Source organism: Corynebacterium falsenii, from assembly GCF_020099275.1.
GTDB lineage: Bacteria > Actinomycetota > Actinomycetes > Mycobacteriales > Mycobacteriaceae > Corynebacterium > Corynebacterium falsenii.
In genome coordinates, this window is record NZ_CP083646.1 from 1,231,425 (window position 1) to 1,257,410 (window position 25,986).

At 62.9% G+C, this 25,986-nt stretch carries 21 protein-coding genes; 15 read left to right on the forward strand and 6 right to left on the reverse strand.

Annotated elements, in window-relative coordinates:
• The first annotated feature begins 93 nt into the window (after positions 1-93).
• The 5 genes from era (at position 94) to LA343_RS05460 (ending at position 4,401) form a co-directional block, all read left to right on the forward strand.
• Positions 94-1,050 carry a GTPase Era gene (era, locus tag LA343_RS05440; RefSeq protein WP_052337634.1) on the forward strand — a complete coding sequence of 319 codons (957 nt, stop codon included), beginning with the start codon at positions 94-96 and terminating at the stop codon, positions 1,048-1,050.
• A 289-nt stretch (positions 1,051-1,339) separates the two neighbouring features.
• Positions 1,340-2,179: a DUF4282 domain-containing protein gene (locus LA343_RS05445; protein WP_025402339.1), complete on the forward strand. Its 840-nt coding sequence runs from the start codon at positions 1,340-1,342 to the stop codon at positions 2,177-2,179.
• A 3-nt stretch (positions 2,180-2,182) separates the two neighbouring features.
• On the forward strand, positions 2,183-2,719 hold the full coding sequence (locus LA343_RS05450; protein WP_025402340.1) for a DUF4282 domain-containing protein: 537 nt from the start codon (positions 2,183-2,185) through the stop codon (positions 2,717-2,719).
• Between the two features lie 5 nt (positions 2,720-2,724).
• Entirely contained in the window at positions 2,725-3,495 is a 771-nt protein-coding gene (gene recO / locus LA343_RS05455; RefSeq protein WP_052337526.1) for a DNA repair protein RecO, read from the forward strand.
• A gap of 39 nt (positions 3,496-3,534) precedes the next feature.
• Positions 3,535-4,401, forward strand: coding sequence for an isoprenyl transferase (locus LA343_RS05460; protein WP_081737408.1), 867 nt, complete (start codon positions 3,535-3,537; stop codon positions 4,399-4,401).
• On the opposite strand, the gene LA343_RS05465 is transcribed toward LA343_RS05460, so the two are convergent.
• Positions 4,398-4,859 (reverse strand): Fur family transcriptional regulator, encoded by a 462-nt coding sequence (locus LA343_RS05465; protein WP_025402343.1) that lies wholly within the window; start codon positions 4,857-4,859, stop codon positions 4,398-4,400. The genes LA343_RS05460 and LA343_RS05465 overlap by 4 nt on opposite strands.
• Positions 4,860-5,862: 1,003 nt before the next feature.
• Positions 5,863-7,737, reverse strand: coding sequence for an HNH endonuclease signature motif containing protein (locus tag LA343_RS05470; RefSeq protein WP_025402344.1), 1,875 nt, complete (start codon positions 7,735-7,737; stop codon positions 5,863-5,865).
• A 525-nt stretch (positions 7,738-8,262) separates the two neighbouring features.
• On the opposite strand from LA343_RS05470, the gene LA343_RS05475 reads away from it, so the two are divergent.
• The 4 genes from LA343_RS05475 to LA343_RS05490 all read left to right on the forward strand — a co-directional run bounded on the left by LA343_RS05475 (position 8,263) and on the right by LA343_RS05490 (position 12,681).
• Positions 8,263-9,642 carry a glycine--tRNA ligase gene (locus tag LA343_RS05475; RefSeq protein WP_039910883.1) on the forward strand — a complete coding sequence of 460 codons (1,380 nt, stop codon included), beginning with the start codon at positions 8,263-8,265 and terminating at the stop codon, positions 9,640-9,642.
• A 4-nt stretch (positions 9,643-9,646) separates the two neighbouring features.
• On the forward strand, positions 9,647-10,189 hold the full coding sequence (locus LA343_RS05480; RefSeq protein WP_025402346.1) for a hypothetical protein: 543 nt from the start codon (positions 9,647-9,649) through the stop codon (positions 10,187-10,189).
• Positions 10,190-10,237: 48 nt separating this feature from the next.
• Positions 10,238-10,825: a DUF1990 domain-containing protein gene (locus tag LA343_RS05485; RefSeq protein ID WP_025402347.1), complete on the forward strand. Its 588-nt coding sequence runs from the start codon at positions 10,238-10,240 to the stop codon at positions 10,823-10,825.
• A gap of 212 nt (positions 10,826-11,037) precedes the next feature.
• Entirely contained in the window at positions 11,038-12,681 is a 1,644-nt protein-coding gene (locus LA343_RS05490) for an inorganic phosphate transporter (RefSeq protein ID WP_025402348.1), read from the forward strand.
• A 170-nt stretch (positions 12,682-12,851) separates the two neighbouring features.
• Here the strand turns inward: LA343_RS05490 and LA343_RS05495 are convergent, their stop codons facing one another.
• Positions 12,852-14,852 carry a TPM domain-containing protein gene (locus tag LA343_RS05495; RefSeq protein WP_025402349.1) on the reverse strand — a complete coding sequence of 667 codons (2,001 nt, stop codon included), beginning with the start codon at positions 14,850-14,852 and terminating at the stop codon, positions 12,852-12,854.
• Between the two features lie 50 nt (positions 14,853-14,902).
• Between LA343_RS05495 and LA343_RS05500 the strand changes: the two genes are divergently transcribed.
• From LA343_RS05500 to LA343_RS05515, 4 genes are all read left to right on the forward strand, one after another.
• Positions 14,903-15,601, forward strand: a complete 699-nt coding sequence (locus tag LA343_RS05500; RefSeq protein WP_119664675.1) for a YdcF family protein — start codon at positions 14,903-14,905, stop codon at positions 15,599-15,601.
• Positions 15,595-16,878 carry a deoxyguanosinetriphosphate triphosphohydrolase gene (locus LA343_RS05505; protein ID WP_025402351.1) on the forward strand — a complete coding sequence of 428 codons (1,284 nt, stop codon included), beginning with the start codon at positions 15,595-15,597 and terminating at the stop codon, positions 16,876-16,878. Before LA343_RS05500 ends, LA343_RS05505 begins: the two co-directional genes overlap by 7 nt.
• Before the next feature lie 355 nt (positions 16,879-17,233).
• Positions 17,234-17,878: a hypothetical protein gene (locus LA343_RS05510; RefSeq protein ID WP_119664568.1), complete on the forward strand. Its 645-nt coding sequence runs from the start codon at positions 17,234-17,236 to the stop codon at positions 17,876-17,878.
• The gene (locus tag LA343_RS05515; protein ID WP_025402353.1) at positions 17,879-18,877 is read left to right on the forward strand and encodes a PrsW family intramembrane metalloprotease; all 999 of its coding nucleotides are present in this window, start codon (positions 17,879-17,881) and stop codon (positions 18,875-18,877) included.
• Positions 18,878-18,889: 12 nt separating this feature from the next.
• Here LA343_RS05515 and LA343_RS05520 read toward each other — a convergent pair whose 3' ends face one another.
• Positions 18,890-19,483: a ribonuclease domain-containing protein gene (locus tag LA343_RS05520; RefSeq protein WP_025402354.1), complete on the reverse strand. Its 594-nt coding sequence runs from the start codon at positions 19,481-19,483 to the stop codon at positions 18,890-18,892.
• A gap of 7 nt (positions 19,484-19,490) precedes the next feature.
• On the reverse strand, positions 19,491-21,245 hold the full coding sequence (locus LA343_RS05525; protein ID WP_025402355.1) for an FAD-dependent oxidoreductase: 1,755 nt from the start codon (positions 21,243-21,245) through the stop codon (positions 19,491-19,493).
• Positions 21,246-21,470: 225 nt separating this feature from the next.
• On the opposite strand from LA343_RS05525, the gene dnaG reads away from it, so the two are divergent.
• The gene (dnaG, locus tag LA343_RS05530) at positions 21,471-23,453 is read left to right on the forward strand and encodes a DNA primase (RefSeq protein WP_025402356.1); all 1,983 of its coding nucleotides are present in this window, start codon (positions 21,471-21,473) and stop codon (positions 23,451-23,453) included.
• A 29-nt stretch (positions 23,454-23,482) separates the two neighbouring features.
• Positions 23,483-25,606, forward strand: a complete 2,124-nt coding sequence (locus tag LA343_RS05535; protein ID WP_025402357.1) for a RecQ family ATP-dependent DNA helicase — start codon at positions 23,483-23,485, stop codon at positions 25,604-25,606.
• Positions 25,607-25,647: 41 nt separating this feature from the next.
• Here LA343_RS05535 and LA343_RS05540 read toward each other — a convergent pair whose 3' ends face one another.
• On the reverse strand, positions 25,648-25,959 hold the full coding sequence (locus tag LA343_RS05540) for a hypothetical protein (protein ID WP_025402358.1): 312 nt from the start codon (positions 25,957-25,959) through the stop codon (positions 25,648-25,650).
• Positions 25,960-25,986 lie beyond the last annotated feature (27 nt).

Below are 25,986 nucleotides of genomic sequence, written 5' to 3' on the forward strand. Positions count from 1 at the left end.
TGGTCGGTAATGACTACCAAGGACAATTTGCCTGAGTTCCCCGAGTTGCACGGGCCGCCCGAGTTCCCCGAGTTCCCCGATGAATCGGACCTCATGGACGATTCAGCAGCTACAGCCGCTTCAGCAGCCGAGATCCCCGCCGAGTACCAGACCCCCGAAGGCTTCCGTTCCGGCTTCGTGAGCTTCGTGGGCCGCCCGAACACGGGCAAGTCCACCCTGACCAACGCGCTGGTGGGGCAGAAGATCGCCATCACCGCCGATCAGCCGGAAACCACCCGTCACCCGATCCGCGGCATCGTCAACCGCGACAATGCCCAGATCGTGCTCGTGGACACGCCCGGCCTGCACCGCCCGCGCACACTGCTGGGCGAGCGCCTCAATGAGGTGGTGAAGGAAACCTACGCCGACGTCGACCTCATCGCCGTGTGCATCCCAGCGGACGAGAAGATCGGCCCTGGCGACCGCTGGATCGTCGAGGCCGTTCGCTCGGTGGCACCGACAACGCCGCTTATCGGCGTCGTGACAAAGGTCGATAAAGTCAGCAAAGACCGGGTGGGGGAGCAGCTCCTGGAGCTGCACAACCTGCTGGACGGTGCCGATGTGGTGCCCATTTCGTCGACGGCGGGTATCCAGTTGGACGTGCTGTTGGATGTCATCACGACGCATCTGCCCGAGGGGCCGCGCTACTACCCGGAGGATCACGTCACGGACGAGGACCGCGACACGCGCATGGCCGAGCTGATCCGCGAGGCGGCGCTGGACGGGCTGCACGACGAACTTCCGCACTCGGTGGCGGTGACCATCGACGAGGTGTTCCCCGACCCCGAGCGCGAGGGCGTGCTGCAGGTCCACGCGGTCATCTACGTGGAGCGCGAGGGGCAGAAGGCCATCCTGCGCGGCAAGGATGGGCGCAGGTTGTCGCGGACGGTGCATCGGGCGCGCAAGGAGATCATCGACCTTGTGGGGCAGAACGTCTACCTTGATGTGCGCCTGAAGGTGGCGAAGAACTGGCAGTCGGACCCGAAGCAGCTGGGGCGAATGGGGTTCTAGGAGCAGTCGAGAGCGGGGGCGGGGCCGAAAATGCTGCTATGGCCTCCGCGCGGTCCGAGTGTTGGGTAGATTGTATTGGGTACATTGTTGGGCACAACAATGAGTGATCGCGGCCGACGTTCGGCGGTGAGCGGGCGCTTCCTTGAGCGCTCGGAAAACAGACAGAACTGACTGCACTGACTGAACAGACAGAACAGACAGAACAATCTGATAGAACACATGGCCAGTGCGCGACCCGCACACTGCACTAACCGCACACTGCACTAACTGCACAGAAGGAGACGAACCCATGACCACTCCCCAGGGTCCCGAGGACCGCGACAACAAGCCGGCAGACAGCAGCGGCTCTTCCGACTACAGCGGCGCACACGGTTCGGCTAGCGGCTCGTCCGATAACCTGTCCGGCAACTCGGGTGCATCGTCGCAGCCCAATCCCTACACGAACTACGATGCTGGTCAGGCCACAAACAACTTCGGTTCGAATGGGGGCTCGAGCAGCTACGGCTCGCCTGAGGGATCCTTGAACGATGCGCAAACCAGCGCCACCAACGCCTTCACGGGTGGCAACGGAGGCTTCGATCAGACTGCGTACCAAAACGCCTACAACGGTGGAGGCTTCGACCAGAGCGCTAACTCCCACGACGCCACCAGTACCTACAACAACGCCAACCAGGCCTACAACGGCGCCAACAACGCCTACAACGCCTATAACCAGGCCTACAATCAGGCCGGCTTCGGCGCTTACCCGGCGGGCCAGCAGGCACAGGCACAACACGGCACCAACCAGGATTCGTTCTTCAAGTCGCTGTTCGACTTCAGCTTCACCAAGTACGTCACTCCATCCGTGGTGAAGGTTATCTACGCGCTGCTGTTCGTCCTGGTGGCCCTCATGTCCATCGTTGGACTGTTCCTGATCCTCGCGTCGCTGACTCAAGACGGCGGCATCTTCGTGTTTATCGTCGGCCTCCCGGTGATCATCGTCGGCGCCGTGGTGACGCTGGCGTTTTACCGCGTCGGCTTGGAAGTTGCCGTGTCGCTGATCCGCACGTCGCAGTCGGTGCAGTCGATCGATCAGCGTCAGGCTCAGCAGGAGCAGCAGGATTCTTCCGGCTACACCTACGGAGGCTAGGCCATGACTTCTCCGAATGGTTCATGGCCGGGTTCGGGCCCGGACAACGGCTCCACGCACGGCCAAAATCCCGATCAAGCCCCCAGCCCCAATCCCATCGCACCCCCGCAGTTCGGCCCCAAGACCAGCTCCTTCCTGAGCTCCCTGGGCGACATGTCCTTCACCAAGTACATCACGTCGGGATTCCTCCGGACCCTGTACATTGTCGGCATTGTTTTCATTGTGTTGAACTTCATCTTCAACACGGTCTTTGCCGTGCAGGGCACCACTATGATTTCCAACGCATTCGACAGTCTCAACCAGGCCAATTCCAGCGCGTACGGCGGTTCGGACAACCTTTATAACGAGTTTGGGCCTCAACCCAAGGTCACTGTGGGGCCGGTGGGAGTTCTCACCACCGCACTTGTCTATGCCGTCATTGCGTTTTTCCAGATCTGCGCGTTGCGCATTACCCTCGAGGTTGCCAACGCCGTGGTGCGCACCGCCGAGGCGTGGGCACGCATCCAGAAGCGAGTTCATACAGGAACGGTGACTTTCTAACCCTCATGCCGGTTTCATCCGCCCGCGGAGCAGGCAGGTCTCGTCCCAACTTTCGGGACGAGGCCTTTGTGGTGCGTACCCACAAGTTGGGCGAGGCCGACTTGATCCTCGTGTTGCTCACGAAGGAACACGGCATCGTGCGCGGTGTGGCGAAGGGGATCCGCAAGACGAGGTCTCGGTTCGGCGCGCGGCTGGACCGCTTCTCGCGTGTGAACGTGCAGCTCTATCCGGGGCGTTCGCTGTATTCGATCACGGATGCCGCAACCGTCGCCACCTACGCCCCACCCCTGATCGCCGACGTGGATCGCTATTACGCAGGCTCGGCGGCCTTGGAGATGGCTCAGCTGTTTGCGTCGGAGCCCTCGGCCGCCGATGAGATTTTTCTTCTTCTTGACGCCACCCTGCGTCTCCTCTCCACCGACGATCTCTGTGGGTTAACCCCCGTGTCCGTGGTGGACAGGTTTGTGCTGCAGTGCCTTGACGTGGCGGGATGGGCCCCGAGCCTGGTGGATTGTGCGCAATGCGGGGCGCCGGGGCCGCACCGCGCTTTCCACGCGGGAGCGGGCGGAGCGGTGTGCGTGCGATGCCGCCCGCCGGGAGCGTTCACCCCACCGCCGCAGGCCATGCGGGGATTGTGGATGTTGTCGAAGGGGCGCCTGGGGGAGGCGGCGACCATTTTCGGCGACGCTAATCTCGCGGCCACGGCCCATGACCTTCTCTTGGCGCACGTGCGCCAGCAGCTCGAGGTGCCCTGCCCGGTGTACGCGGCGCTTTAGCAGCGGTCCTAGCCCGGGGTTGTGTGGGCGTTTGGCAAGATGGGTGGGGTGAACACTTCTTCCCACACCCCAGGCGCTGATAGTTCAGGCACGACAACCCCGGCCCCGCACACTCCGGGTGCGCTAGATCCCCAGCGCAACGTCGAGCGTGAGGTTAAGCACAACGCCGAGCGAAACGTCGAGCGCAGTGACATCCCCCGCGAGCTGATTCCCCGCCACATCGCCCTCGTGATGGACGGCAACGGTCGGTGGGCGCAGGAGCGCGGCTTGCCGCGCACCGAGGGGCACCGGCGCGGCGAGAAGGTTCTTATCTCGCTCGTGGAGGAGTGCATCGAGCTGGGTGTGGACTACCTCTCGGCGTACGCGTTTTCCACGGAGAATTGGCGACGCCCCACCGAGGAAGTGCGTTTCCTCATGGGATTCAACCGGGACGTGTTGCGGCGCCAACGTGACTACCTCAACAGCCTGGGGGTCAGGGTGCGCTGGGTGGGGCGTCGCCCACGACTTTGGCGATCGGTGATCGCCGAGCTGGAGAAAGCTGAGGACCTGACGAAAAACAACACCGTGATGACGCTGGCGATGTGCGTCAATTACGGTGGTCGCGCCGAAATCGTCGACGCCGCGAGGGGAATCGCCGAACAGGTCAGCGACGGGCGCCTCAAGCCGCGCCAGATCAACGAGAAGCTGTTCGCCCAATACCTCGATGAGCCGGATATGCCGGACGTTGACTTGTTCCTCCGGCCGTCCGGGGAGATGCGAACCTCGAACTTCCTGCCCTGGCAGTCGACGTACGCCGAGATGGTTTACCAGGACGTGCTATTCCCCGACTACACGCCGCAGGACTTGCGGGCGGCGGTTCTCGAGTTCGCGAAGCGTGATCGCCGCTTCGGTGGTGTGAAGTCCTAGGCCTGCTGGCAGTTGCTGCACAGGCCAAAGATCTCGGCGGTGTGGCCTGATTTGGTGAACCCGTGCTCGGCGGCGGTTTTCGCGGCCCAATCCTCGACGGGGCCGCCGTCGATCTCCACGGTGGTGCGGCAGGACGTGCACACGAGGTGATGGTGGTGGTCGTCGGTGGCGCAGCTGCGGTAGAGGGTTTCGCCGGAATCGTCGTGCAGGGTGTCGATCGCGCCTACCTCGGCGAGCTGCTGGAGGGTGCGGTATACGGTGGTGAGTCCCACTTTTTGCCCTTGGTTCGTCAGGGCCTGGTGGATATCCTGGGCGCTGCAGAAGGTGGTGAGGCCCTCGAGGATGTCGATGACGGCACGACGCTGGCGGGTGTTGCGTTGTCCGATCTTGGGGCGGCGTGGGGGAGTTGGTTGTTGGGGAGTGGCTGCTGTGGACGCGGGGCCTTGTGATGCTGTCATCGTGGTGTGCGCTCCTTACTTGGTGCTTCCTAGGCGCCTGCTTGGTGCCCTCTTTTGGCTGTGCTCTGAGATGCGTTGATCGTGAAGCCTTCGTCTGGCTGGCGCCTTCGGCTGGATCGGTTTCGGTGTAGGTCTCGTTGGGGTTGCTCGATGGGGTTGCTCGATGGGATTGTTCGTTGGGCGTGCGGTGGGTGGTGACCGCGACGATTGCTCCTCCTACCACGAGTACGACTACAGCCGGGGCTGCTGCTGCGACGACAAGACAGATCCGCGCAACGGCTCGGAGAAGCCTTCCGACCGCTCAATGGGTGGAAACGTGATTAATTACGACTGTAGATGATTCGGCATCCATTTTCAATAGATGGTCAATTGACGGTCAATAGGAGGTTAACTGGCGGTAAATTGGTTTGGGTGGCCAGAGGATCGTTGGGGTGGTGGGTGCGTGGTGGCGTCGACGATGAGGGCGCAGAAGGCGAGGCGCTATCGGTGGCGGCTGGGGGCGCGCAAGGCATGTTGGCAAATTGCTTAATTTTTGTCCTATTTGTGCAGCTAGATGTGGAACTTGACACTGTGGAACAACAGGCGTTAGATTGAGGGCAGTTCCCTTGGGAGTTGGCGTTATCCCCCCCTCGCCTCTCCCTACTGAAGGGGAACAGGCCCCATCCTCTCCGGAGGAAAGCGCGGCCGGGACCTGCGGAAATTACCCCCCCTATCCGCGGGTCCTTTTTTTAATGCCTTCTGGCAACGTGGATTAAGTGCAGGTAAAGGGTAGGTAAAAGGGCAAAAATTGGTTTAAGGCTCAAATGAACTTCTGTTGTTTGTTGAGTGTTTAGATGGGGATTGCGTCCGGAATTCGGATCGGGATCCTTATTTTCTGGCGGGTAATCGTGTCATCCGCCCCTGCGTCCGGATTCCGGATCGGCTCGGTTCGGATTGGCTTGGTTCGGGTTTGCGGTGGGGTGGGGTGATGCTCGGTGCTGGGTTGCTGTGTGCTGGTGGTCGGTCATGATGCTCGATCACCGTGGTGTCGTGGAGACTGTGGTTGTGGTGGGTCGAACAGTGCCTGCACCTCCTCACTTCCCCAAGCCTGGTCCGGCACTTGGGCGCCGGGGGCCTGGCTGGCGGTGGTGGACGTGTTCACCACAACCGTGTCACTCAACCGAGGATGCGGACGCGGGCGTGCGCCAGAACTGCCGCGGGATGGCTGCTCTTGACCAGTGCCTGATCCTTCCCGCGCGGTGGTTGATGTGGTTGGTGGTGGCGCCCCAGGCAGATCCGGTAACCCCTCGTGATTGTGGCGGGCTTCCCTCCAGCCGACGCGTCCGGAATCCGGATCAACCTCGGCATGGCCCATACCCACACCACCATCATGCTGATCCCTATTCATCCGATGATGCGTCCGACACAACAACGTCAAATTATCAATGGTCGTTCGTCCCCCATGGGACCAGGCTTTGATGTGGTGAACATCGCAATCCACCGCAGCCCGGTTACACCCCGGATACGCACAACACAACTGCTCAGCAACAAGCATGAGCTTCTGCTCCACCGTGGCGTGCCGCTTCATCCGCGCGGCAGTAAGGGCACGTCCGGAATCCGGATCGAGCACTACCCCCAGATCATGTTCAGCCAACCCCAACCGGAGAATATCGATCGGGTGCAGCCGGGCGTTGGTGTTGGTGGGAAACCACACACCAGGCGTGTTCAGTGACTCTCCGGATACCGGTGGTGGGGAGCCAGTGGTACCGCTGGTGGCAGGTGCTCCGGATTCAGCTCGGATCGTGGGGCTGGCTTTCACGCCAGGGTCCGCATCAGCATCAGTGGTGTTGGTGGGCAGTGTGGTGAGGTCCTTGGCAGACAACGCCACCACCAAAGAGGCCAGCCCGCGTGTGCGTGGTGCGGTGGCGGCGTCAGCATCCTCGGCCCAGGTTTCCAACATCGCCATGAACACATCCGCCCTGCGTTGCGGCATGGTCCTATGATCCTCGTCTGTGTTCACCCCACGACTGCGATCGAACGCCGCTAGCCGTGCCGGGGACATCAGGGTTTCCAACAACGCATGCCCAGTCCTTGGCAGTACGGCGGTGAGGCGGATGTTGCCGTGGGTGTCGGCGGGTGACCAGAGGAGTTTGCGTGCCCGGTAGTCAGCGGTTGGATCCACCACGCTGCTATTGAGTGTGCGGACTTGGGTGCGCAGGTGGAGTTTGAGGTCGTCGACGGTGGTGGTGGTTGCCATGGTTGTGGCGTTGTCGAACAGGATGTGGTGATGCTCGGTGTGCAGGCTGGGGTGGAGGTGTTCGAGTTCGCGGTTGATCTCAGCCAGTTTCGCATCAGACAGCTTCCGGGCTTGTTTGCGTGCTTGTGCCTGGGCGGCCAGGTGTGCTTGGTGGGCTTCGTGTGCCCGGCGGCGTTCGGCTAGTTGGTCGGCACGGTTCTGGACAGCATCATCAGCTGAGTCTTCACCGTTGGCTGCGTCATCCTCACCGTTGGTGGTCGTCTTGTCTGCTGGTGGTTCGGGTGGTTTGTACAGGCTTATGCCAAGGTTGATCCACTGTCGTGCCTGGTACTCGGAGGTGTCCAACAACCTCGCGAGGTAGGTCGACGTCCGTGTCGTGCCCGCCGCACGGGAGATGCCCGCTTCGTGGGCAGCGTAAGCGAATGCGGCGTAGAGGGTGTCGGTGTGGCTGATGGTTGTGAGTAGGCGGATGATGTCGGCGCGGTGGGTGTGGAATAGCTCGGCGGTGGGGGTGGTGAGGATGTCGGTGACCGCTGTCATGGACGCTTCGATGACATCAACAAGCGTAGTTAAGTCACTAGCGGTATCGTTTGTGTGTTCGTCTGCACTGATCGACTCTTTGATGTGTGGTGTGGTGGTCATGGTGACCTTCCCCCTGAATAATTCCCCTACAAAATTCCTGCTATGGTCCTGCTGTATCTGAGACACCACTTGGGATAAAACCAGATATACCTGCTAAAAGCCAGCATGTCCGGATGTTGTTTGATGTTTCCCCGTAGTGTGGCGTCCCCGTGTGGTGTTGTTGGTTTCTATAGTACAGGCGTGTGCGACATCGAACAAGAGGTTTCGGAAACAATTTCGAAAAATATTTTGTCCCCTGGTTAGGTTGAAAAGAAGCAGCGGCCGCACAAATGCCTGGGCAGGCGCCACCTACAACCGCCTGCGCGCGATTCGACAAACGGCGAGCTGGTGGCGTCGAACTAAGGGAACCGTCCGAAAGACACCGCCGCCGCACCGCACCCAGTCCGGATTCGACCAACACGACGGGCGGGCGCGAAAGCATGTCGCAAGACCGGCTAAGATGACCGGAGAACGTCATAACCTCTCTGAAAGCAAAAAGCAGCACCAGAGAAGAACACCGAAGAACAACAAGGAGAACTGCTGAGCATGGCCAGCACCATTGATGCCGTTGTGAACCTCGCCAAGCGCCGGGGGCTCGTGTACCCGTGTGGAGAGATCTACGGCGGCACGCGCTCCGCCTGGGACTACGGCCCGCTCGGCGTGGAGCTCAAGGAGAACGTCAAGCGCCAGTGGTGGCGTCACATGGTCACCTCCCGCCGCGATGTCGTGGGACTTGATTCTTCTGTGATCCTGCCGCGCCGCGTGTGGGAAGTCTCCGGCCACGTGGAGGTCTTCACCGACCCGCTGGTGGAGTCTCTGCACACCCACAAGCGTTACCGCGCTGACCACCTGCTGGAAGCCTACGAAGAGAAGCACGGTCACCCGCCGGAGAACGGCCTCGCGGACATCAACGACCCCGAGACTGGCCAGCCTGGTGCGTGGACTGAGCCTCGCGCATTCTCCGGCCTCCTTAAGACCTTCCTCGGCCCCGTCGACGATCAGGAAGGATTGCACTACCTGCGCCCCGAAACCGCTCAGGGCATCTTCACGAACTTCAAGAACGTGATGACCACCTCCCGCATGAAGCCACCGTTCGGCATCGCTCAGGTGGGCAAGTCCTTCCGCAACGAGATCACCCCAGGCAACTTCATCTTCCGCACCCGCGAGTTCGAACAGATGGAGATGGAGTTCTTCGTCAAGCCTGGCGAAGACGAAGAGTGGCACCAGTACTGGATTGACGACCGGTACAACTGGTACGTCAACCTCGGCATTCGCGAGGAGAACCTGCGCCTCTACGAACACCCCAAGGAGAAGCTGTCGCACTACTCCAAGCGCACCGTCGACGTCGAGTACGCGTTCCATTTCAACGGCTCCAAGTGGGGCGAGCTCGAGGGCGTGGCCAACCGCACCGACTACGACCTGCGCGTCCACTCCGAGGGCTCCGGCGAAGACCTCAGCTTCTTCGACCAGACCACCGACGAGCGCTGGATCCCGTACACCATCGAGCCCGCGGCAGGCCTGGGTCGCGCCATGATGGCCTTCCTCGTGGATGCCTACCACGAGGAAGAGGTGCCCAACGCCAAGGGCGGCACCGATACCCGCACGGTGTTGAAGCTCGACCGTCGCCTGGCTCCGGTCAAGGTCGCCGTGCTGCCACTGTCCAAGAAGGACACGCTCACCCCGACCGCCGAGAAGCTCGCCGCTGAGCTGCGCGGTTTCTGGAACGTGGACTACGACGTCTCCGGTGCCATCGGACGCCGCTACCGCCGCCAGGACGAGATCGGCACCCCGTTCTGCGTGACCGTCGACTTCGACACCCTCGAGGACAACGCCGTGACCGTCCGCGAACGCGACACCATGGAGCAGGAGCGCGTGAAGATCGAGGATCTGCGCGCCTACCTCGCCGAGCGACTGGCTGGGTGCTAGCACTATGAACGGCGACATTCGATGGGGCTTGCCCAGCGACGGTCACACCTTCCCGATCTACGCAGGCCCAGCCAACGACATGGACCGCATCGCGGAATTCGCCGACGAGCGCGGCGTGACCCACATCCGCTTCGGCGGCGACACGTGGTCACTACAGTCCGACAAGGGCCCCATGGCATCCGCGCAGACCGGGACCGGGAAATGGACCGTTGAAGGCGATGCGGACACGTTCGCCCGCTCGACGTCCTATTTCCTGCGCGCCGACCGCCACGAATTCACCATCACGGCTGAAACTAAGAACCGCTTCGTCATCGACATCGACGGCGAAAAGGCCGGCCAGTTCAGCAGCGAAAACCGTGGCTTGCGCAACCTCCACGTGGAGTTCGAAGGCCCCGGCGAGAAACTGCCGCTGGACGTGCAAGTCTTCACCTCCTGGGTGGCTCGGCTGTGCATGGAATCCCGCGTGGTCTCCAACACTTGGATGTGGACGCTCGCCCTCGTGGCCTGCATCCCGCTCATCATCCTCGTGTGGCTGGGCGCGATCTAGCTAGCCAGGCACCCACCCTTTCGGCGGTGCACACGCAAAAGGCAAGCAATGAATCGTAGCGACCCTTCCCGGCTCACCTACCCTGCGTCACTGCGGCGAGCCAGCATCACCTTGTTGCCCGATTTCGTCGCGGGCGCTGGGGAGGCTGATGGCGTCGATAATAAAGATCTTTCCGGGTGGACCATCACACGCCGAAGCTGTGACCTGGGTTTCGGAATGAGCATATTCGACGCCGCCAGCGACGCACTTCTTTCATGGCGCGTACATGACCGGGCGGGCGTGAAGGTGGGGGAGTCGCTCGGTACGCGAGCGGTCGAGGGCGGCCAGGTCGACCTCGCCATTGGCCCGATTCGGTCGTCGTGCGAAGTGGTGGCGCTTATCAAGGAGCCGGACCGGACCGTGCTGACGTACGGTACCCTGCCGGGGCACGTGGAGCGGGGCGAGGAAACGTTCGCCATCGCCGTAGTGCCGGACCGGCGGGATGGGCAGGGCCGGCCGCTCATTCGTGGATATTGCGTGGCGTTTTCCCGTCCGGCATGGTTGCTGGCGAAGATCGGTTTTCCCGTGGCTCGGGCGGGTCAGTTGTTTTACACCGGGCGATATCTGCGCGCTATGCGGGCTCTCGGAGCGCAGTAAGGGCACTATAGACTGCTTCTAAGGTGCAGTAGAAATGGGGTGTCACCTGCAAGCATGATCTCGACGCGCTGAACCAGACCGCAGCGGGTAAAGTGCTGGGCGGAGAAGAGTTTTCTTTGACGAGTTTTTCTTCGAGACTTCTCTCCGACTTCGAGCATGAATGTTTGTTCCTGACTCGTCGCTACTGACGTACGTGAAAGGTGCCCCACTGAATGTCGACCCAGAGTACCTCCTCCGCCTCTAGCACTCACACCTCGAGTGATCTGCCGCCGGGGATCAACCCACTCCCCGAAGACGGCAACAACAAATGGTGGCACCTTTTCTTCGGTGCTCTCCTCGCCGTCACCCTCATTGTGTTCCTCTTCTGGTCCAATGACTTCGTCGGCGCTGGCGCCAACAAGATCATCCTCGTCACCTCCGTGATCTTCGCGGTCTTCATGGCCTTCAACATCGGCGGTAATGACGTGGCGAACTCCTTCGGTACGTCGGTCGGCGCCGGAACGCTGACACTCAAACAAGCGCTGGTCGTGGCGGCAATCTTCGAAGTCTCGGGCGCCGTTCTGGCCGGTGGCGAGGTGACGGACACGGTCCGCTCCGGCATTGTGGATCTCAACGCCATCAATGGCCTCGATCCCTCCGAGTTCGTCTATATCATGATGGCCGCCCTCCTTGGCGCGGCTATCTGGCTGCTGGCTGCCACCCGCATGGGTTGGCCCGTGTCCACCACGCACTCCATCGTCGGTGGCATCGTCGGTGCGGCCCTAGCCGTGGGATTCATCACCGGCAAGGGTGGCTGGAACATGGTGCAGTGGGCTGAGATCGGCCGCATCGCAATGTCCTGGGTCCTTTCGCCCGTCCTTGGCGGCATCGCAGCCTACATCCTGTACCGCATCATCAAGAACTCGATTCTGGTGTACAACGATGAAGCGGAGCGCCGCCTGCGCGAAATCAAGGTGGAGAAGAAGGACCTTAAGCTCCGCCACAAGCTCGCCTTCGATCAGCTCAGCGAGGCCGAGCAGATTGCCTACACCAACGCGATGGTTCGCGACTCCATGCTCATGCGCGAAAAGGACTGGGATCCGAAGGACTTGGAGTCTGACTACTTCAAGGAACTGAACAAGATCAACGCGAAGGCCGACGACGTTGACGCCCACAAGGCTCTCGACACTTGGGTGCCTCTCCTCGCCGCTGGCGGATCCATCATCATCTCCGCCATGATGCTGTTTAAGGGTCTGAAGAACCTGCACTTCGGCCTCAACTCCGTGGCGAACTTTATGATCATCGGCATGATCGCCGCTGTGGTGTGGATGGCCGTGTACATCTTCTCCCGCACGTTGAAGCGACAGAACCTCTCCCGCTCCACCTTCCTGCTGTTTAGCTGGATGCAGGTGTTCACCGCATCGGCCTTCGCGTTCAGCCACGGCTCGAACGACATCGCTAACGCCCTCGGCCCATTCGTGGCCATCCTGGACGTGCTCAAGACGAACAACATCGCCAGCGAGTCCGCCGTGCCCATGCCTGTCATGATCGTCATGGGCGTGGCCCTGATCTCCGGCCTGTGGTTCATCGGCCGTTTCGTGATCGCCACCGTGGGTACCAAGATCACCCAGATGCACCCCGCATCCGGCTTCGCTGCCGAGCTGTCGGCAGCGGCCGTGGTCATGGGCGCTTCCGTACTGGGCCTGCCGGTGTCTTCAACCCACATCCTTATTGGTGCAGTCCTCGGTGTGGGCTTGGTGAACCGCGCGGCTAACTGGAACCTGATGAAGCCCATCGCCATGGCCTGGGTCATCACGCTCCCCGCGGCCGCCGCCGTTGCTGCGATCACCGTGTCCATCCTGCGCGTGGTGTTCTAAGCACTACCTTCAACGCTCAAGCGCTAGCTCACCGCAAAGCCCGCCACCAGCCTTCCCATCGGGGAAGAGCGGTGGCGGGCTTTGCTATTCCGTGCCTCGCTGTGCCTCGCTGTGCGTTACTGTGCCCCCAGCCGACCTCCAGCCGGCCCCCAGCCGGCCGAGCTGCCGAACTAGAAGCTCATGTCTCCACTGCCGCCGAAGCCGCCGCCATCGAAGCCGCCGCCGCCTCCGAATCCGCCGCCGAAGCCACCACCGTAGCCGCCGAATCCGCCGAAGCCACCGTGGCCACTCAACAGCGAGCCCAGCACCAAGCCGGTGAGCATTCCGTTGCCACCGCCGCCGTAGCCGCCGGAGTTGTGGCGATTGAACCGGTCGATATCGTCACGTGCCGACATCAGCGCCTGGTTCGCCAACTGGCTGGCCTGCTGAGCTGCAAGGAACGCCTGCTTGGGATCCTTCGTGCGTAGATCGTAGGCCGCGTTCAGGGCATCCCGCGCCGCTTGCGCCGCCGTGCGGGTATCTACGCCGATGATGCTGCGGCGGTTGCGGATCGTGTCCTCCACGCCCTTGAGCCGCTGCTCCACGTCGGTGATGGTGCGATCCACCATTTCCACGGTGCGCCGGAAATCGTTGGCTGCCCCGCGCGCTTCGTCGAGCTGAATGTCCAGCGCACCGTCTGCCTCGAGCAGTGCAGAGTAGCATCCCAGCGGGTCCTTGTCGCCGCGCTCCCGCGCCTGCTGTAAAGCCTGCTGAGCCTGGGCAACGGCACCATCCAGTGCTTGCTGGTTGACGCTCGCGCTGGAATTGCGCAGCTGCCCGGCCTCGCCGATTTCCTGCTCGACTTCCGTGATGAGGGCACCCAGGTTCGTCCTCGCCGCAGTGAGGTGATCCTCGGCCTCCTCCACCGCCACGAGCTGCGAATCGGCCTGCTGGATGGCCATGCGCGCCGCGCCCAAAGCGTCAACAAGTCCGCCCTGCTGGCCCGCCGGGCGGCTCAGCAGTTGCCGTGCCTTGTCGATGGCCGCCTCAGCCTGCTTGATCTCCTCTTCCGCGATCTGCGGGTTGTGCTCGATGGAGGTCAACAGTTCCGGGTCCACGCGGGTCTTGAGATCTTCCAAGATCGCCTCAGCCCCAGGAATGCGGCTGCGTAGCGACACGGTCATCTGCACGAGCTTGTCCGCGTCCTCGGGCGCGTGGATGAGCTTCTGGCGCAGCTGCTCAAACCGATCGGCCTGCTCGTCCAGATTCTTATCGGCCGAGCCGCAACTGGAGATGATGTCGATCAGCAGCGCGCGCTCCTCATCCTCGGTGCTGACTAGTCCAGACCGGATGCGCTGATGCTTCCCGTAGGCCTTGTTCAGCGTGGTGCGGCTGTGGGCGAGCGCCTTTGCCAGATCGGCGGTGCGGGTTTCACCGAACTCCCCAACGGCGACGCCCAACTCCTCCTCGCCCTTGCGGATCGATTCGTCGGTACTACCCAGTTCCTCCTGCGCGAGCGTGCGCAACACGGGGGTGGGCTGCTGGGCGAGATCGGTTGTGGCATCCGGCTCAATCGTCCGGGCCGCCTCGAGCTGCTCCTTGTCCTGCTGGCGGCGGCGCTTCTTCGACCAGATTACGGCACCGGCGCCACCACCGAGAAGCACCACCGCACCGGCGCCCATCCAGACCTTCGAGCTGGCGGAGGTCTTCTTTGCCACCGCATCGGCGGCGTCCTGGGCACCTTGAGTGAAATCGCCGTTGGTAAAGGACTTCTGGGCGGCGTTGAGAATATCCTTCGCTTCGGAGTCGCGCACGTCCGAGCCGACTGCCCAGCCGGCCTGGGAATTCTTGGTGTCTACCACCATGATCATCACGTTGGACGTGTTGTTTTGCTGCCGAAGCTGCTCGGCGTAGACCTTCACGCCACCGGGAGCGTCGGTGACGAAGACCTCGTATAGCTTGATGTTGGACTTGCTGATGCCTTCCTTCAGCGCAGATTCGATCTCGCCTTTCTGCGAGCCCTTGATCACGCCAGCGTCGTCAACGAGCTGTGAGTTCAGCATCACAGGCGTTGCGGCGTCAACTACAAAAGAGGTGGGGGACACGGCGGCCGGGAGCAGGCCAGACCCGATCCCAACGAGACCGGCGATGGCCAGCGAAGCGGCACAGCGGGGAAGAAAATTCGCGCTCATGCAGCCCACCTTAACGGAAAATCGCATCGGGACAGCGTATGGTGCAAACCATGCGCTTTCTCTCTCAGGGTATTGGTTGGATCGTCAGATCCATCGTCTACCTCGTGTTTGGCACGCTGCTGGTCGCGGCTTTGATCGCCACGGCAACGGCAGCGCATGTGTGGTACTTCGCAAGGCAGGACAACCACGACCACGCGAACACGATTTTCGTGCTCGGCGCTGCGCAATACGACGGACGCCCCAGCGAGTGGCTGGCCGCCCGGCTGCAGCATGCGGCGGACCTCTACGAGGAGGGCGTGGCACCCACGATCGTAACCGTCGGCGGTAAGAGGGAAGGCGACCGATTCACCGAAGCGCAGGCGGGCAAGGACTACCTGGTCAACACTCTCGACGTGCCGTCCAGCGCGGTGGTGGAGGTCAATGAGGGCGTGGACACGCTCACCTCCGCTGAGGCGTTCGCCACGATGGCGCGCGACAATGGATGGACGAGCGCGGTCGTTGTTACTGACCCTGCCCACAGCCTGCGTGCCACCCGCATGGTGCAGGATCAGGGCATCATCGCGTGGGGCTCGCCCACCCGCCAGGGGCCTAGCGTGGCGACCCGCAGCGCGCAGTTCAACAGCATCCTCCACGAGACCGGCGGCATGCTCTACTACGAAGTGATCGAGCGGGAGCGCCCGGGCCTGCGGATCAACGCCGGTTCCGCTGAGCCCGTTATCAACGCTCTTCGGAGTTCGACGCCATGGTGACCCCTTACCGCTACACCGACCATGACCGCGCGAGGATGCTGGGTGTGCCGGCGAAAACGCTGGGCTTGCCCGGGGCAGTGACCGATGGTCGCGATGACTTTGACCGCGATCGCGCCAGGGTGCTGCACTCGGCGGCGCTGCGGCGACTGGCGGATAAGACGCAGGTGGTGGGGCCCGGATCGGGGGATACGCCGCGGACCCGGCTGACGCACTCGCTCGAGGTCGCGCAGATCGCGCGGGGGATCGGAAAGACACTCGGCGCCGACCCGGACCTCACGGAGCTGGCGGGGTTGAGCCACGACATTGGCCACCCGCCGTACGGGCACAACGGTGAGCGGGCACTAGACGAGGCGGCGGCAGACTGCGGTGGTTTCGAGGGCAACGCGCAGACGCTGCGGATCCTGTGCCGACTGGAGCCGAAGGCGCTGGATGGCGAGGGGCGATCGTATGGTCTCAACCTCACGCGCGCCAGCTTGGATGCGGCGTGCAAGTACCCGTGGGGGCCGGTGGCGGCCGATGGCACTCGGCGGCGGAAATACTCCGCATACGCCGACGACCTGCCCGTGCTGGAGTGGGCCCGCGAAGGCGCGCCGGGGGAGCGGCGGTGCCTGGAAGCGCAGATTATGGACTGGTCAGACGACGTGGCTTACTCGGTGCACGACGTCGAGGACGGCATCTTGTCCGGCCGCATTAGCTTGGAGGTGCTGTGGGACCTCGTGGAGCTGGCTGCCCTGGCGGAGAAGGGAGCGGCCGCGTTTGGCGGCACCCCGGAGGAGCTGCTGGCCGCGGCTGATCGGCTGCGCGCCATGACGTTGGTGAGCCGCGCGGCGGACTTCCACGGGTCGCTGGCGGATCTGGCGGGGTTGAAGGCCATGACCTCCGAGCTGGTCTCGCGGTTTGTGACTGCTGCGGTGAGTAGCACGAAGAAGGCGTTTCCCGGTGGGGGCGTGGGTCGGTACGCGGCCGATCTCGTGGTGCCGGAGAGCGTGCAGGCGGAGGTGACGCTGCTGAAGTCCGTGGCCGTGCTGTACGTGATGGACGAGCAGCAGCACTTGGCGAATCAGGAGCGGCAGCGGGATCGGATCTTCCGCGTGACGGACTTCCTGTGGCGCAGCGGAGCGGGGGCGCTGGATCCACAGTTCGCAGCGTGGTTCGAGGCGGCGGGCTCAGATGCGGAGGCGAAGCGGGTGGTGATTGACCAGGTGGCGTCGCTGACGGAATCGCGGTTGGAGCGGCTGGATAAGCAGGCTGGGGGCATGAGCGCCGCGTGGGCCTAGGCTGAATCTGGCCTGGGGCCAAAAACCCGAAACGGTGAATGTGAGTCGGAAATCACATTTTCCCGTTTAGATTGTTCAACAATTTATCAGTTATAGTGTTCAACATCTTGATGGAAGTTAGTGCGCACTAACAGCCCCTCTGGCATTCGCAGTGTCGCCAGAGGGCCATCGAGACCTCGCACTCCGTTGCACGGCCTTGCACGGCCATGCGCTCCATCGCAAGCTCTCGCATTTCCCCTCACGATGTGCCACACCCCTCAGGTCACTCAATTTCAGCGGTCCGCAGGCCCCTTAAGGCGCTAGCTGCCCTAGCGACCGCGCCAACCCACAAACCATAGAAAGCAGAAAAGTAGATTTGGCTCCGAAGCCCTCACCGTGGGCACGAACCCGTTCCACCATCTCGCACGCGAGCTCGCAGGTTCGCTCTGTCCGCCACTGGCCCCTCGCCGGTGCCATCGTCCTAGGTCTGTGTGCCACCTGGCTCATCCCGCAGGGAGTGTCCGCCATGGTGGGTACCCACGAAAAGACCACCGGCGCGAACGACACCGTCACCATCGCCGCAGCAGATTCCACAGTGTCCTTCACCGCACCTGAAGGCTGGACCTTCCCGACCTCCCGCAAGGCGTCGGCGGCCACCTTCACGAAGGGTGACCGCACCGTCTCCGTCGAACTCGTCGGCGGAGTCACCGATGCCTCCGCCGCCCAGCAACGCCGCAAGGCCGCGCTCGAGCGCGATGGCATCAGCGCCTCCTTCACCGACCAGACCCGCCGCGGTGGCGCGGGGTTCACCGGCAAGGGTTGCATCGCAGTTAAGCCCACCGCCAACACCGTCGGCGACTGCGCAGTAGTCACCAGCGGCTCGCAGGTCGTCTCCATCGTCTCGCTCGGCCCGAACCAGGCCAGCGCCTACGACATCCAGCCGCTGCTCGATTCCCTGTACACCGGCACCACCAACACCCAGAACGATTCCCGCCCGTCGGACAACCAGGAGGCGAAGTAAATGACCACCTCGATGAACACCCCCACGCCTTCCATGCCCTCCAAGCCCTCCATGCCCTCCATGCCCTCCAATTCCGCCATTACATCCACCCCCGAGCGCGCGTTCTTCCATCCGACCAACGCCCTCTGGTGGCTCTACTGCCTCGCCGTCGGCCTCGGCACGATCTACCTCGTTGCCGCCGTAGTGCCCGCGTTGAGCTCCACGCAGCTCGCAGTCGGCACCGTGCTGCCGCTCATCGCCGTCACAGCGGTCATCTTCGGCCTGGTCATCCTCGTCCTTGACCCGTTTGGCGCTCGCTCCGGCTGGCTCCTGCTCGCAGGCGCGGTGGCTGGTGGAACGATTGCCACCGCCGTGTCCCTCAAAGGCAACGAGTACATCTACGCCACCGTCCCACAGATCCTCGGCGCGCAGGCCGGTTCCGCGTGGGAATCGGCGTTGGCCGGCCCCATGACGGAGGAATGGTCCAAGGGCCTGTGCATCCTCCTCATCATGCTCATCGCCGGGGCAGCGGTGGCTCGCCCCATCCATGGCCTGCTCATCGGCGCGTTCGTGGGCTTGGGTTTCCAGATCGTGGAGAACATCATCTACGCAGCCAATGGCGCTTTCGATAACGCCAACAGCGACCTCTCCGGCGCCTGGTCCACCACGATCCTGCGCTCCATCATTGGCGTGAGCTCGCACTGGGTGTGGTCTGCGATCGCCGGTGTCGGCGTGGCGATCATTCTCGGCCGCATCTGGGGTCGTTTCCGCACCGGGCTCCTCACCGCCGTCGGCCTAATTGTCCTCGGCTGGTTCCTGCATTTCTTCTGGAATATGCCCATCGGCTCCGGCCCGGTCGGCATGCTCGTTAAGGCTGTCCTCACGCTGACCGCTCTGGCTTTCGTCGTGCGGTGGGTGTGGAAGCAGGAGCGGGATTTTCTCACCGAGGTTCCTTCGTCCGTCGACGCCACCAGGCTCCCCAACCCCACTCCGGCTATGGGAGATCACGAGGCCCGGTAACTCAGTGAGCGCCTAGCGAGACGCTGGCTGCGGGATGGTGCAGAAGCTCTCGAAGTGGTCCGAGCTGTAGTACCACACCTCGGGGCGGGTATCGGACCCGCCGCCGACCACGATGCGGCGCTCGCCACGGTGGTTGAGCCCGGGAGTTTTCACCGTGTACTCGCGGTAGAAGCTGGACGGTTCCTTCGGGAGCCGTCCTTCGTAGTTTCCGAAGTGCTTGCCGTCGTTCGGGCCGTCGTCCGGCGGCGCACCGGTGAGGATATCGTCGATCTGCTTTTGGGCTTCCTTCGGCAGGGAGTTGTACGGGCAGGAGTCCTTCGGCGAGCCCTTCTGCGAGCCCTTCTGCGAACCACTGTGTGAACCAGGCTTAGCAGTGGAGCTGGCGACCGTGCTGGAGGCAGAGTTCGAGCCGTTGCTGTGCCCGTCGTCTGACTGAGTACCGAACCAGCCCAGCGCCGCAGCAATGGGAACCGCGACACCAATGAGGGCCGTGAGCCCCTTTTTCTTGCCTCCGCCTTTTCCCGACCCTCCGCTTCCTCCGCCGTTGCGGCCGGACCGGTTGGTCGATCGATTCGAGTTGTGTGACGATGCGCCCTTCGATGCCATGGGGGAATTAAACCACAGGCTGAGCGCTGCCCGTCTTCACCGGGGTAATGGGTAGACGCAACGCAGCGGGTGCGCTCGGCGGCACCACAGGACTGTGCGGCTCGACCGGCGCCACGCGGCGGTAGTCCTCCTGCTGGCTCGGGCGGGGATCCTCCTCACCCTTATTCGGCCACATGGCCGCGGACCGCTCGGCGTTGGCGGTAATGGACAGCGAGGGGTTCACACCGGGGTTGGCGGTGATCGCGGAACCATCGCACACGTAGAGGCTGGGGTAACCCCACACGCGGTGGTAGGGATCCACCACACCGTGTTCCGGCGAGGTGCCGATCACGCATCCGCCGAGGAAGTGCGCCGTCAGCGGGATATTGAACACCTCAGACCACACCCCACCGGCAAAGCCCTTGGGCATGAGGCTGGCCAGGATGCGCGTGGCCTTATTGCCCTCCGGAATCCACGAGGGATTCGGCTCCCCGGTGCCCTGCTTCGAGGACAGCGTGCGGAACGGGCCGATCTTCTTCGTGAACGTCGTCAACGAGTTGTCGCGCGTTTGCATCACCAGGTTGATGACGGTGCGCTGCGACCACTTCCGCAGATCGAAGATCCTCGGCACTTCCTTGACGTTCAAAGTGAGCTGCTTGAGGAATTCCAGGAACCGTGGCTGCAGCTTGTCGCCGTCCGTCATGAGGGTTTGCAGCAGCCCCATCGCGTTGGAGCCCTTGCCGTAGCGCACCGGCTCGATGTGCGTGTCCGGGGCGGGGAAGAACGAGGACGTAATGGCCACGCCTTCGGAGTAATCGTTGTCGGGGTCGTACGTCATCCGGTTCGCGCCCAGAAGTGCCTCGGAGTTCGTGCGGGCGAGGTGGCCCAGCTTCTCCGAGATCTTCGGCAGGTTGCCCTTGTCCTTCTGGCGGTGCAGCAGGCTCTGGGTGCCCCACGTGCCCGCGGCCACGATGACGTTGTCCGCCGTGAACGTCCGCGTGTTCTTCTTCCGGTTCCACGCCGTGCGGGTGGCCTCGGTGGTGACGGTCCAGGTGTTCCCATCGAACTCGAGATCGGTGACGGTCGTGCGGTCGAAGACCTTGGCGCCACCCTTTTCGGCCAGGTAAAGATAGTTTTTCAGCAGGGTGTTCTTTGCTCCGTGGCGGCATCCCGTCATGCACTCGCCACATTCGGTGCAGGCTGTTCTTTCGGGCCCGACGCCACCAAAGTAGGGATCTTTCACCGTCTTCCCAGGTGCCCCCTCGAGCCCTGTCTTGGCGCCGAAGAACACACCAACCGGTGTGAGCCGGAAGGTATGGCCCACGCCCATTTCCTCAGCGACCTGCTTGGTGAGCTTGTCTGCGGGCGTCATCGTGGGGTTGTCCACCACACCGAGCATCTTCCGGGCTTGGTCGTAGAAGGGGGAGAGCTCTTCCTCCCAATCCGTGATGGTGTTCCACTGCTTGTCTTGGAAGTACGACGATCCCGGCTTGTACAGCGTGTTGGCGTAGTTGAGGGAACCGCCGCCCACACCGGCGCCGGCGAGGACCATGACGTCCTTGAGGAGGTGGATGCGCTGAATCCCGAAGCAGCCGAGCTTCGGTGCCCAGAGGAAGTCCTTGATGTGCCAGCTGTTCTTGGCGAACTCCTTGTCCTCGAAGCGCCGTCCGGCCTCGAGGACTCCCACGGAGTAGCCCTTCTCCGTCAGCCGAAGAGCGTTGACGGATCCGCCGAAGCCGGAGCCGATGATAAGCACGTCAAAGTGGGTCGATGATCCACCCATGATAGTTGTCCTCCCGCGGAGCGAAATGATGGTGAATGTTCGTGTTTGGTAGAACTTTATGCGCTAAAACATATTTGGAGGGGGTAGTTAAAGGAATTTTTTTAGACGCGTTGGGTTAGATAAGGACAAGGGCCCCCAACAGGATGAAAGCTCCACGGGGCTATACCCATCCGATTCCGGTCCCACAAGAGGTACCGGTCTTGTCGAACAACTAGCATGGCGGTTATGGCACGAGGACGTATTCCCGAGCGGGACATCGCGGCGATCCGGGAACAAACCCCGATCGAGGAAGTGGTGGGGGAGTATGTCCAACTCAAGCCCGGTGGCGTGGATTCCCTCAAAGGATTGAGCCCGTTTAAGGACGAAAAGACGCCCTCTTTCCACGTGCGTCCCAACAAGGGGTACTTCCACTGCTTCTCCACCGGCGAGGGCGGGGACGTGTTCAGCTTCCTTATGAAGATGGAACACGTCACCTTCCCCGAAGCTGTGGAACAGTGCGCCGAGCGCATCGGCTACCGCATCAACTACGAAGGCGGCGGACCGGGGCGGCGCGAGGAACCGGGAACCCGCCAGCGCCTCGTGGCCGCCAACAAAGCCGCGCACGAGTTTTACCAACAGCAGTTCACCTCTGACGTTGAGGGCGCCGATGTGGCGCGACAGTTCCTCCTCGACCGCGGCTTCACCATGGACGATGCCCACCACTTCGGGTGCGGTTACGCCCCCGCAGGCTGGGACAAGCTCACCAAGCACCTGCTGCAAAAGGGCTTTAACTTCAAGGAGCTGGAGGCCGCCGGGCTCTCAAGGATGGGACAGCGCGGCCCCATCGATCGCTTCCATCGCCGCCTCCTGTGGCCCATCAAGTCCGTTTCCGGGGATGTGATCGGCTTCGGCGCCCGCAAGCTGTTCGACGACGACAAGCTGGGCAAGTACATGAACACCCCAGAGACGATGCTGTACAAGAAGTCCAAGGTGCTGTTCGGCATCGGTCACGCGAAGAAGGCCATCGCGTCCTCCCACCAGGCCGTCGTGGTGGAAGGCTACACGGACGTGATGGCCATGCACGCCGCCGGAGTGGAAACCGCCGTGGCCGCCTGTGGCACCGCCTTCGGCACCGACCACCTGGCGATGTTGCGACGGTTCATGCTGGATGACCAGTTCTTCCGCGGTGAGATCATCTACGTCTTCGACGGCGATGAGGCGGGCCAGAAGGCCGCTAACAGGGCCTTCGAGGGCGATCAGAACCTCACCGGATACAGCTACGTCTCCGTGGCACCCGACGGGCAGGATCCGTGCGACATGCGACAGAACCACGGCGACGCCGCCGTGCGGGACCTCGTGGCGCGCCGGGTACCGTTGTTCGAGTTCGTGATCCGCTCCATCATCGCGGGATACGATACGTCGAGCGTGGAGGGACAGGTCAACGCCCTTCGGCGCATGGCGCCCGTGCTGGCTGCGGTGCGTGACGAGCAGATCCGCATGAAGTACACCCAGCAGGCCGTGCAGTGGGTGGGTGTGCAGGACCCGGACGAGATGTACGCCGAGGTCTCCAAGGCGATTAAGTCCGCCCGCGCGCAGAAGCCGAAACTGGAACTCAAGCAAGGTGCAGCCCGCGCCGAACGCAGAGCGCAGCAGGAGGCTGAGGCTAGTCGACACGGGGTGGCGTCGAACGAAAGTGGGCGACCTAACCTGCGGGCCGTCAGTGGCATGGAGCGGCCGAACCCGGCCGACGACGTGCTGTTCGGCCCCAGAGAGGTGCTCAAACTGGCGCTGCAGGAGCCGCAGCTTGCCGGTACGATCTTCGACCTCATGCCGCCGGAGAGTTTCCTCCATCCCACGTATGTGGCGATTGCGAAGGCTATTGCGTCTAGCGGCGGGGCGGCGAAATCCGCGGGCGGAGCTGGCTGGATCGACCAAGTCGCCGGCGCGCTCGGCGATGCGATGGGCGCGGCGGTGGTCAGCGAGCTGGCGGTCGAGGACATTCGGTGCCAGCAAGAACGGTTGCCGTACTACGCCTCGGGCGTCATGGCGCGGATGCAGGCCAATTGGGTGGCCAACGAGATCGCAGAGATGAAGTCGCGGATTCAGCGCATGCGCGCGGACGAAAACAAGGAAGAGTACTTTGCGCTGTTCGCGGACGTGATCGCGCTGGAGAAGTACCATCAATCGCTGCTCAAGCGGGCGGAAGCGTACGGGGAGTTCACCAGTTAAGCGCGAGGGTGTTGGCTAGGGTGAAGACCATGCCAGAACACCACGACTCCACCGGGGCTCCTGGGTCCGAGAGCCTGCGCGCCGAGGCCAGGTCAATCCTCCGCGACCTGACCGGGAACGACGCTGCCGACTTCCGCGACGGGCAGTTCGAGGCCATCGAGGCGCTCGTCGCCAAGCACCAGCGAGTGCTCGTGGTGCAGCGGACGGGGTGGGGCAAGTCGGCCGTGTACTTCGTAGCCGCTCGGATTCTCCGACAGCGCGGCGCCGGCCCCACGGTCATCATCTCGCCCCTGCTGTCGCTAATGCGAGACCAGGTCGCCGCAGCGAGCAGGGCAGGGGTTCGGGCCGCGACTATCAATTCCTCCAACGTCACGGAGTGGCAAGAGGTCGTTGCGCAACTCAACTCCAATGAGCTGGATGTTCTGCTCATCTCTCCAGAACGGCTCAACAACCCACGGTTCCGCAACGAGGTGCTGGGCCAACTTCTCAGCAGCCTCGGCATGATCGTGGTCGACGAAGCTCACTGCATCTCTGACTGGGGTCACGATTTCCGCCCCGACTATCGGCGCATCGGCACGCTGCTCTCAGAACTTCCCGCCGAACTCCCCGTGCTGGCCACAACTGCGACCGCCAATGAGCGGGTGGTTGACGACGTCGCCACGCAACTGGGTCAGTCAACACGCGTGATCCGCGGTGGGCTCGCCCGGGATTCGTTGCGGTTAGGTGTGATGCCCACGCAACCCATGGCGCGAAGAATTGCCTGGCTGCAGCAGCACCTGGGGGAACTGGCCGGCAGCGGAATCATCTACGTCCTCACCGTGTCTGCGGCCGAGGACGTCGCACGCGCGATCTCCGAGGCCGGTTGGCAGGTAGCCGCATACACAGGGCGAACCGATGCGGAGGACCGGGAAGTTCTGGAGCGCAGGCTCCAAGACAACGACGTCAAGGCTCTCGTGGCAACGAGCGCCCTGGGCATGGGCTTCGACAAGCCAGACCTCGGCTTCGTGATTCACCTGGGTGCGCCATCGTCTGCCGTTGCGTACTACCAGCAGGTTGGTCGCGCGGGGCGCGCCACCGAGCACGCGGACGTGCTCCTCATGCCAGGCGCGGAGGATCCCGACATTTGGGAGTACTTCGCGACCGCATCCATGCCGGATGAGGAGGAGGCCAACGCTGTGCTCGGCGCTCTCCGTGACTCCCAGGGGCCGCTATCCATCCCAGCCATTGAGCCAATGGTGGGAATCAAGCGCAGTCGGCTGACCTTGTTGATGAAAACGCTGCAGGTCGATGGGGCGGTCGAGCAGGTACAAGGTGGGTTCATCGCAACCAGCCGGCCGTGGACCTACGACGCACAGCGCTACGCTGCCGTGGCCGAGGCACGCCAGCGAGAAGCCCAGGGGATGATTGAGTACGAGCGGAGCTCCACCTGCCGAATGCGCTGGTTAGCCGAGGCTCTTGATGACCCTAGAGCTCGCGATTGCGGTCGCTGCGATAATTGCACCGCGCCCTGGTGGGACGCCGACGTTGATGACGCCGCCACGGAGAAGATCCGAGGGGAACTCGGCCGGATCGGTCAGCCCATTGACCCGCGCGCGCAATGGCCGACGGGTCTTCCGAAGGTGGGACTGGAGCTTAAGGGCAAGATTCCTGGCGAGGAGCGCAGCGAGGAAGGTCGATTCATCGCACGCTTCACAGATTTGGGCATGGGGCAGCAGTTGCGGGAATTCCTTAAGCCGGGCGGCGAGGATGGTCCTGTGACGCGCTCGCTAGCTCAAGCGTGCATTACGGTCTTGTCAGAATGGAACTGGGTGGAACGCCCCGAGGTCGTGGTGAGTATGCCGAGCGATGATCGACCGCGGTCGCTGCGATCCTTGGCAGAAGGGCTCGCCACCGTGGGCCGCCTTACGGATGCAGGTGCACTGAGCTACATCAGCGACCCGGGCCCGCGGGACGTCAACAGTGCCTACCGAGTACGCAACCTAGCTGCGTCGCTGCACGTCCCTGATCATGTTGCCGACGCGGTCAGAGGCAAGGTGGTGTTGCTCGTGGATCTCGATTTCTCGTCCCGCTGGGGTTTTGCATGGGCAGCCCGGCTGCTCCGGCTCGCGGGGGCACGAGCCGTCTTGCCATTTGCGTTGGCGCAGCGAGGGTAAAGCCCCACCGAAGCCAATGCGCGCGAACGGACCGCAGCGTTCTAGGATCGCTTGAAGGGGTTGCGCTTGGGCTTATCTACCTGATCATTCGGGTGAGCATCATCGGGCTCGATGATGACGTGCCCCTCGCTCAAGGACTCGCGCGTTCCCTTGTTGAGGTCACGCACCTCGTGCATGCGGGGATCCGGGTCCAAACGGTTGGCGAGAGCCTTGCGGCCAGCGCGCACGGCGGCCTTGGTTACATCCGAATTGACGGCAGTTTCGTACCCGCGGCGGATCTGTTCGTAGCGCCTGCGACCCGCCTTTGTACCCATCAGGTAACCGGCGGCGGCTCCCACTACGAGCTGGATCATCCTTGTACTCCTTCGGATCAGTACGGT

Coding starts and splice junctions, on each gene's coding strand:
- LA343_RS05540 (WP_025402358.1), bottom strand. CDS start 25,959: ATGATCCAGCTCGTAGTGGGAGCCGCCGCCGGTTACCTGATGGGTACA.
- LA343_RS05465 (WP_025402343.1), bottom strand. CDS start 4,859: ATGACAGCATCACAAGGCCCCGCGTCCACAGCAGCCACTCCCCAACAA.
- recO (WP_052337526.1), top strand. CDS start 2,725: ATGCCGGTTTCATCCGCCCGCGGAGCAGGCAGGTCTCGTCCCAACTTT.
- LA343_RS05460 (WP_081737408.1), top strand. CDS start 3,535: ATGGGTGGGGTGAACACTTCTTCCCACACCCCAGGCGCTGATAGTTCA.
- LA343_RS05470 (WP_025402344.1), bottom strand. CDS start 7,737: ATGACCACCACACCACACATCAAAGAGTCGATCAGTGCAGACGAACAC.
- LA343_RS05515 (WP_025402353.1), top strand. CDS start 17,879: ATGACCACCTCGATGAACACCCCCACGCCTTCCATGCCCTCCAAGCCC.
- LA343_RS05450 (WP_025402340.1), top strand. CDS start 2,183: ATGACTTCTCCGAATGGTTCATGGCCGGGTTCGGGCCCGGACAACGGC.
- LA343_RS05495 (WP_025402349.1), bottom strand. CDS start 14,852: ATGAGCGCGAATTTTCTTCCCCGCTGTGCCGCTTCGCTGGCCATCGCC.
- LA343_RS05490 (WP_025402348.1), top strand. CDS start 11,038: ATGTCGACCCAGAGTACCTCCTCCGCCTCTAGCACTCACACCTCGAGT.
- LA343_RS05480 (WP_025402346.1), top strand. CDS start 9,647: ATGAACGGCGACATTCGATGGGGCTTGCCCAGCGACGGTCACACCTTC.
- era (WP_052337634.1), top strand. CDS start 94: ATGGACGATTCAGCAGCTACAGCCGCTTCAGCAGCCGAGATCCCCGCC.
- LA343_RS05445 (WP_025402339.1), top strand. CDS start 1,340: ATGACCACTCCCCAGGGTCCCGAGGACCGCGACAACAAGCCGGCAGAC.
- dnaG (WP_025402356.1), top strand. CDS start 21,471: ATGGCACGAGGACGTATTCCCGAGCGGGACATCGCGGCGATCCGGGAA.
- LA343_RS05500 (WP_119664675.1), top strand. CDS start 14,903: ATGCGCTTTCTCTCTCAGGGTATTGGTTGGATCGTCAGATCCATCGTC.
- LA343_RS05525 (WP_025402355.1), bottom strand. CDS start 21,245: ATGGGTGGATCATCGACCCACTTTGACGTGCTTATCATCGGCTCCGGC.
- LA343_RS05520 (WP_025402354.1), bottom strand. CDS start 19,483: ATGGCATCGAAGGGCGCATCGTCACACAACTCGAATCGATCGACCAAC.
- LA343_RS05485 (WP_025402347.1), top strand. CDS start 10,238: ATGAATCGTAGCGACCCTTCCCGGCTCACCTACCCTGCGTCACTGCGG.
- LA343_RS05505 (WP_025402351.1), top strand. CDS start 15,595: ATGGTGACCCCTTACCGCTACACCGACCATGACCGCGCGAGGATGCTG.
- LA343_RS05535 (WP_025402357.1), top strand. CDS start 23,483: ATGCCAGAACACCACGACTCCACCGGGGCTCCTGGGTCCGAGAGCCTG.
- LA343_RS05475 (WP_039910883.1), top strand. CDS start 8,263: ATGGCCAGCACCATTGATGCCGTTGTGAACCTCGCCAAGCGCCGGGGG.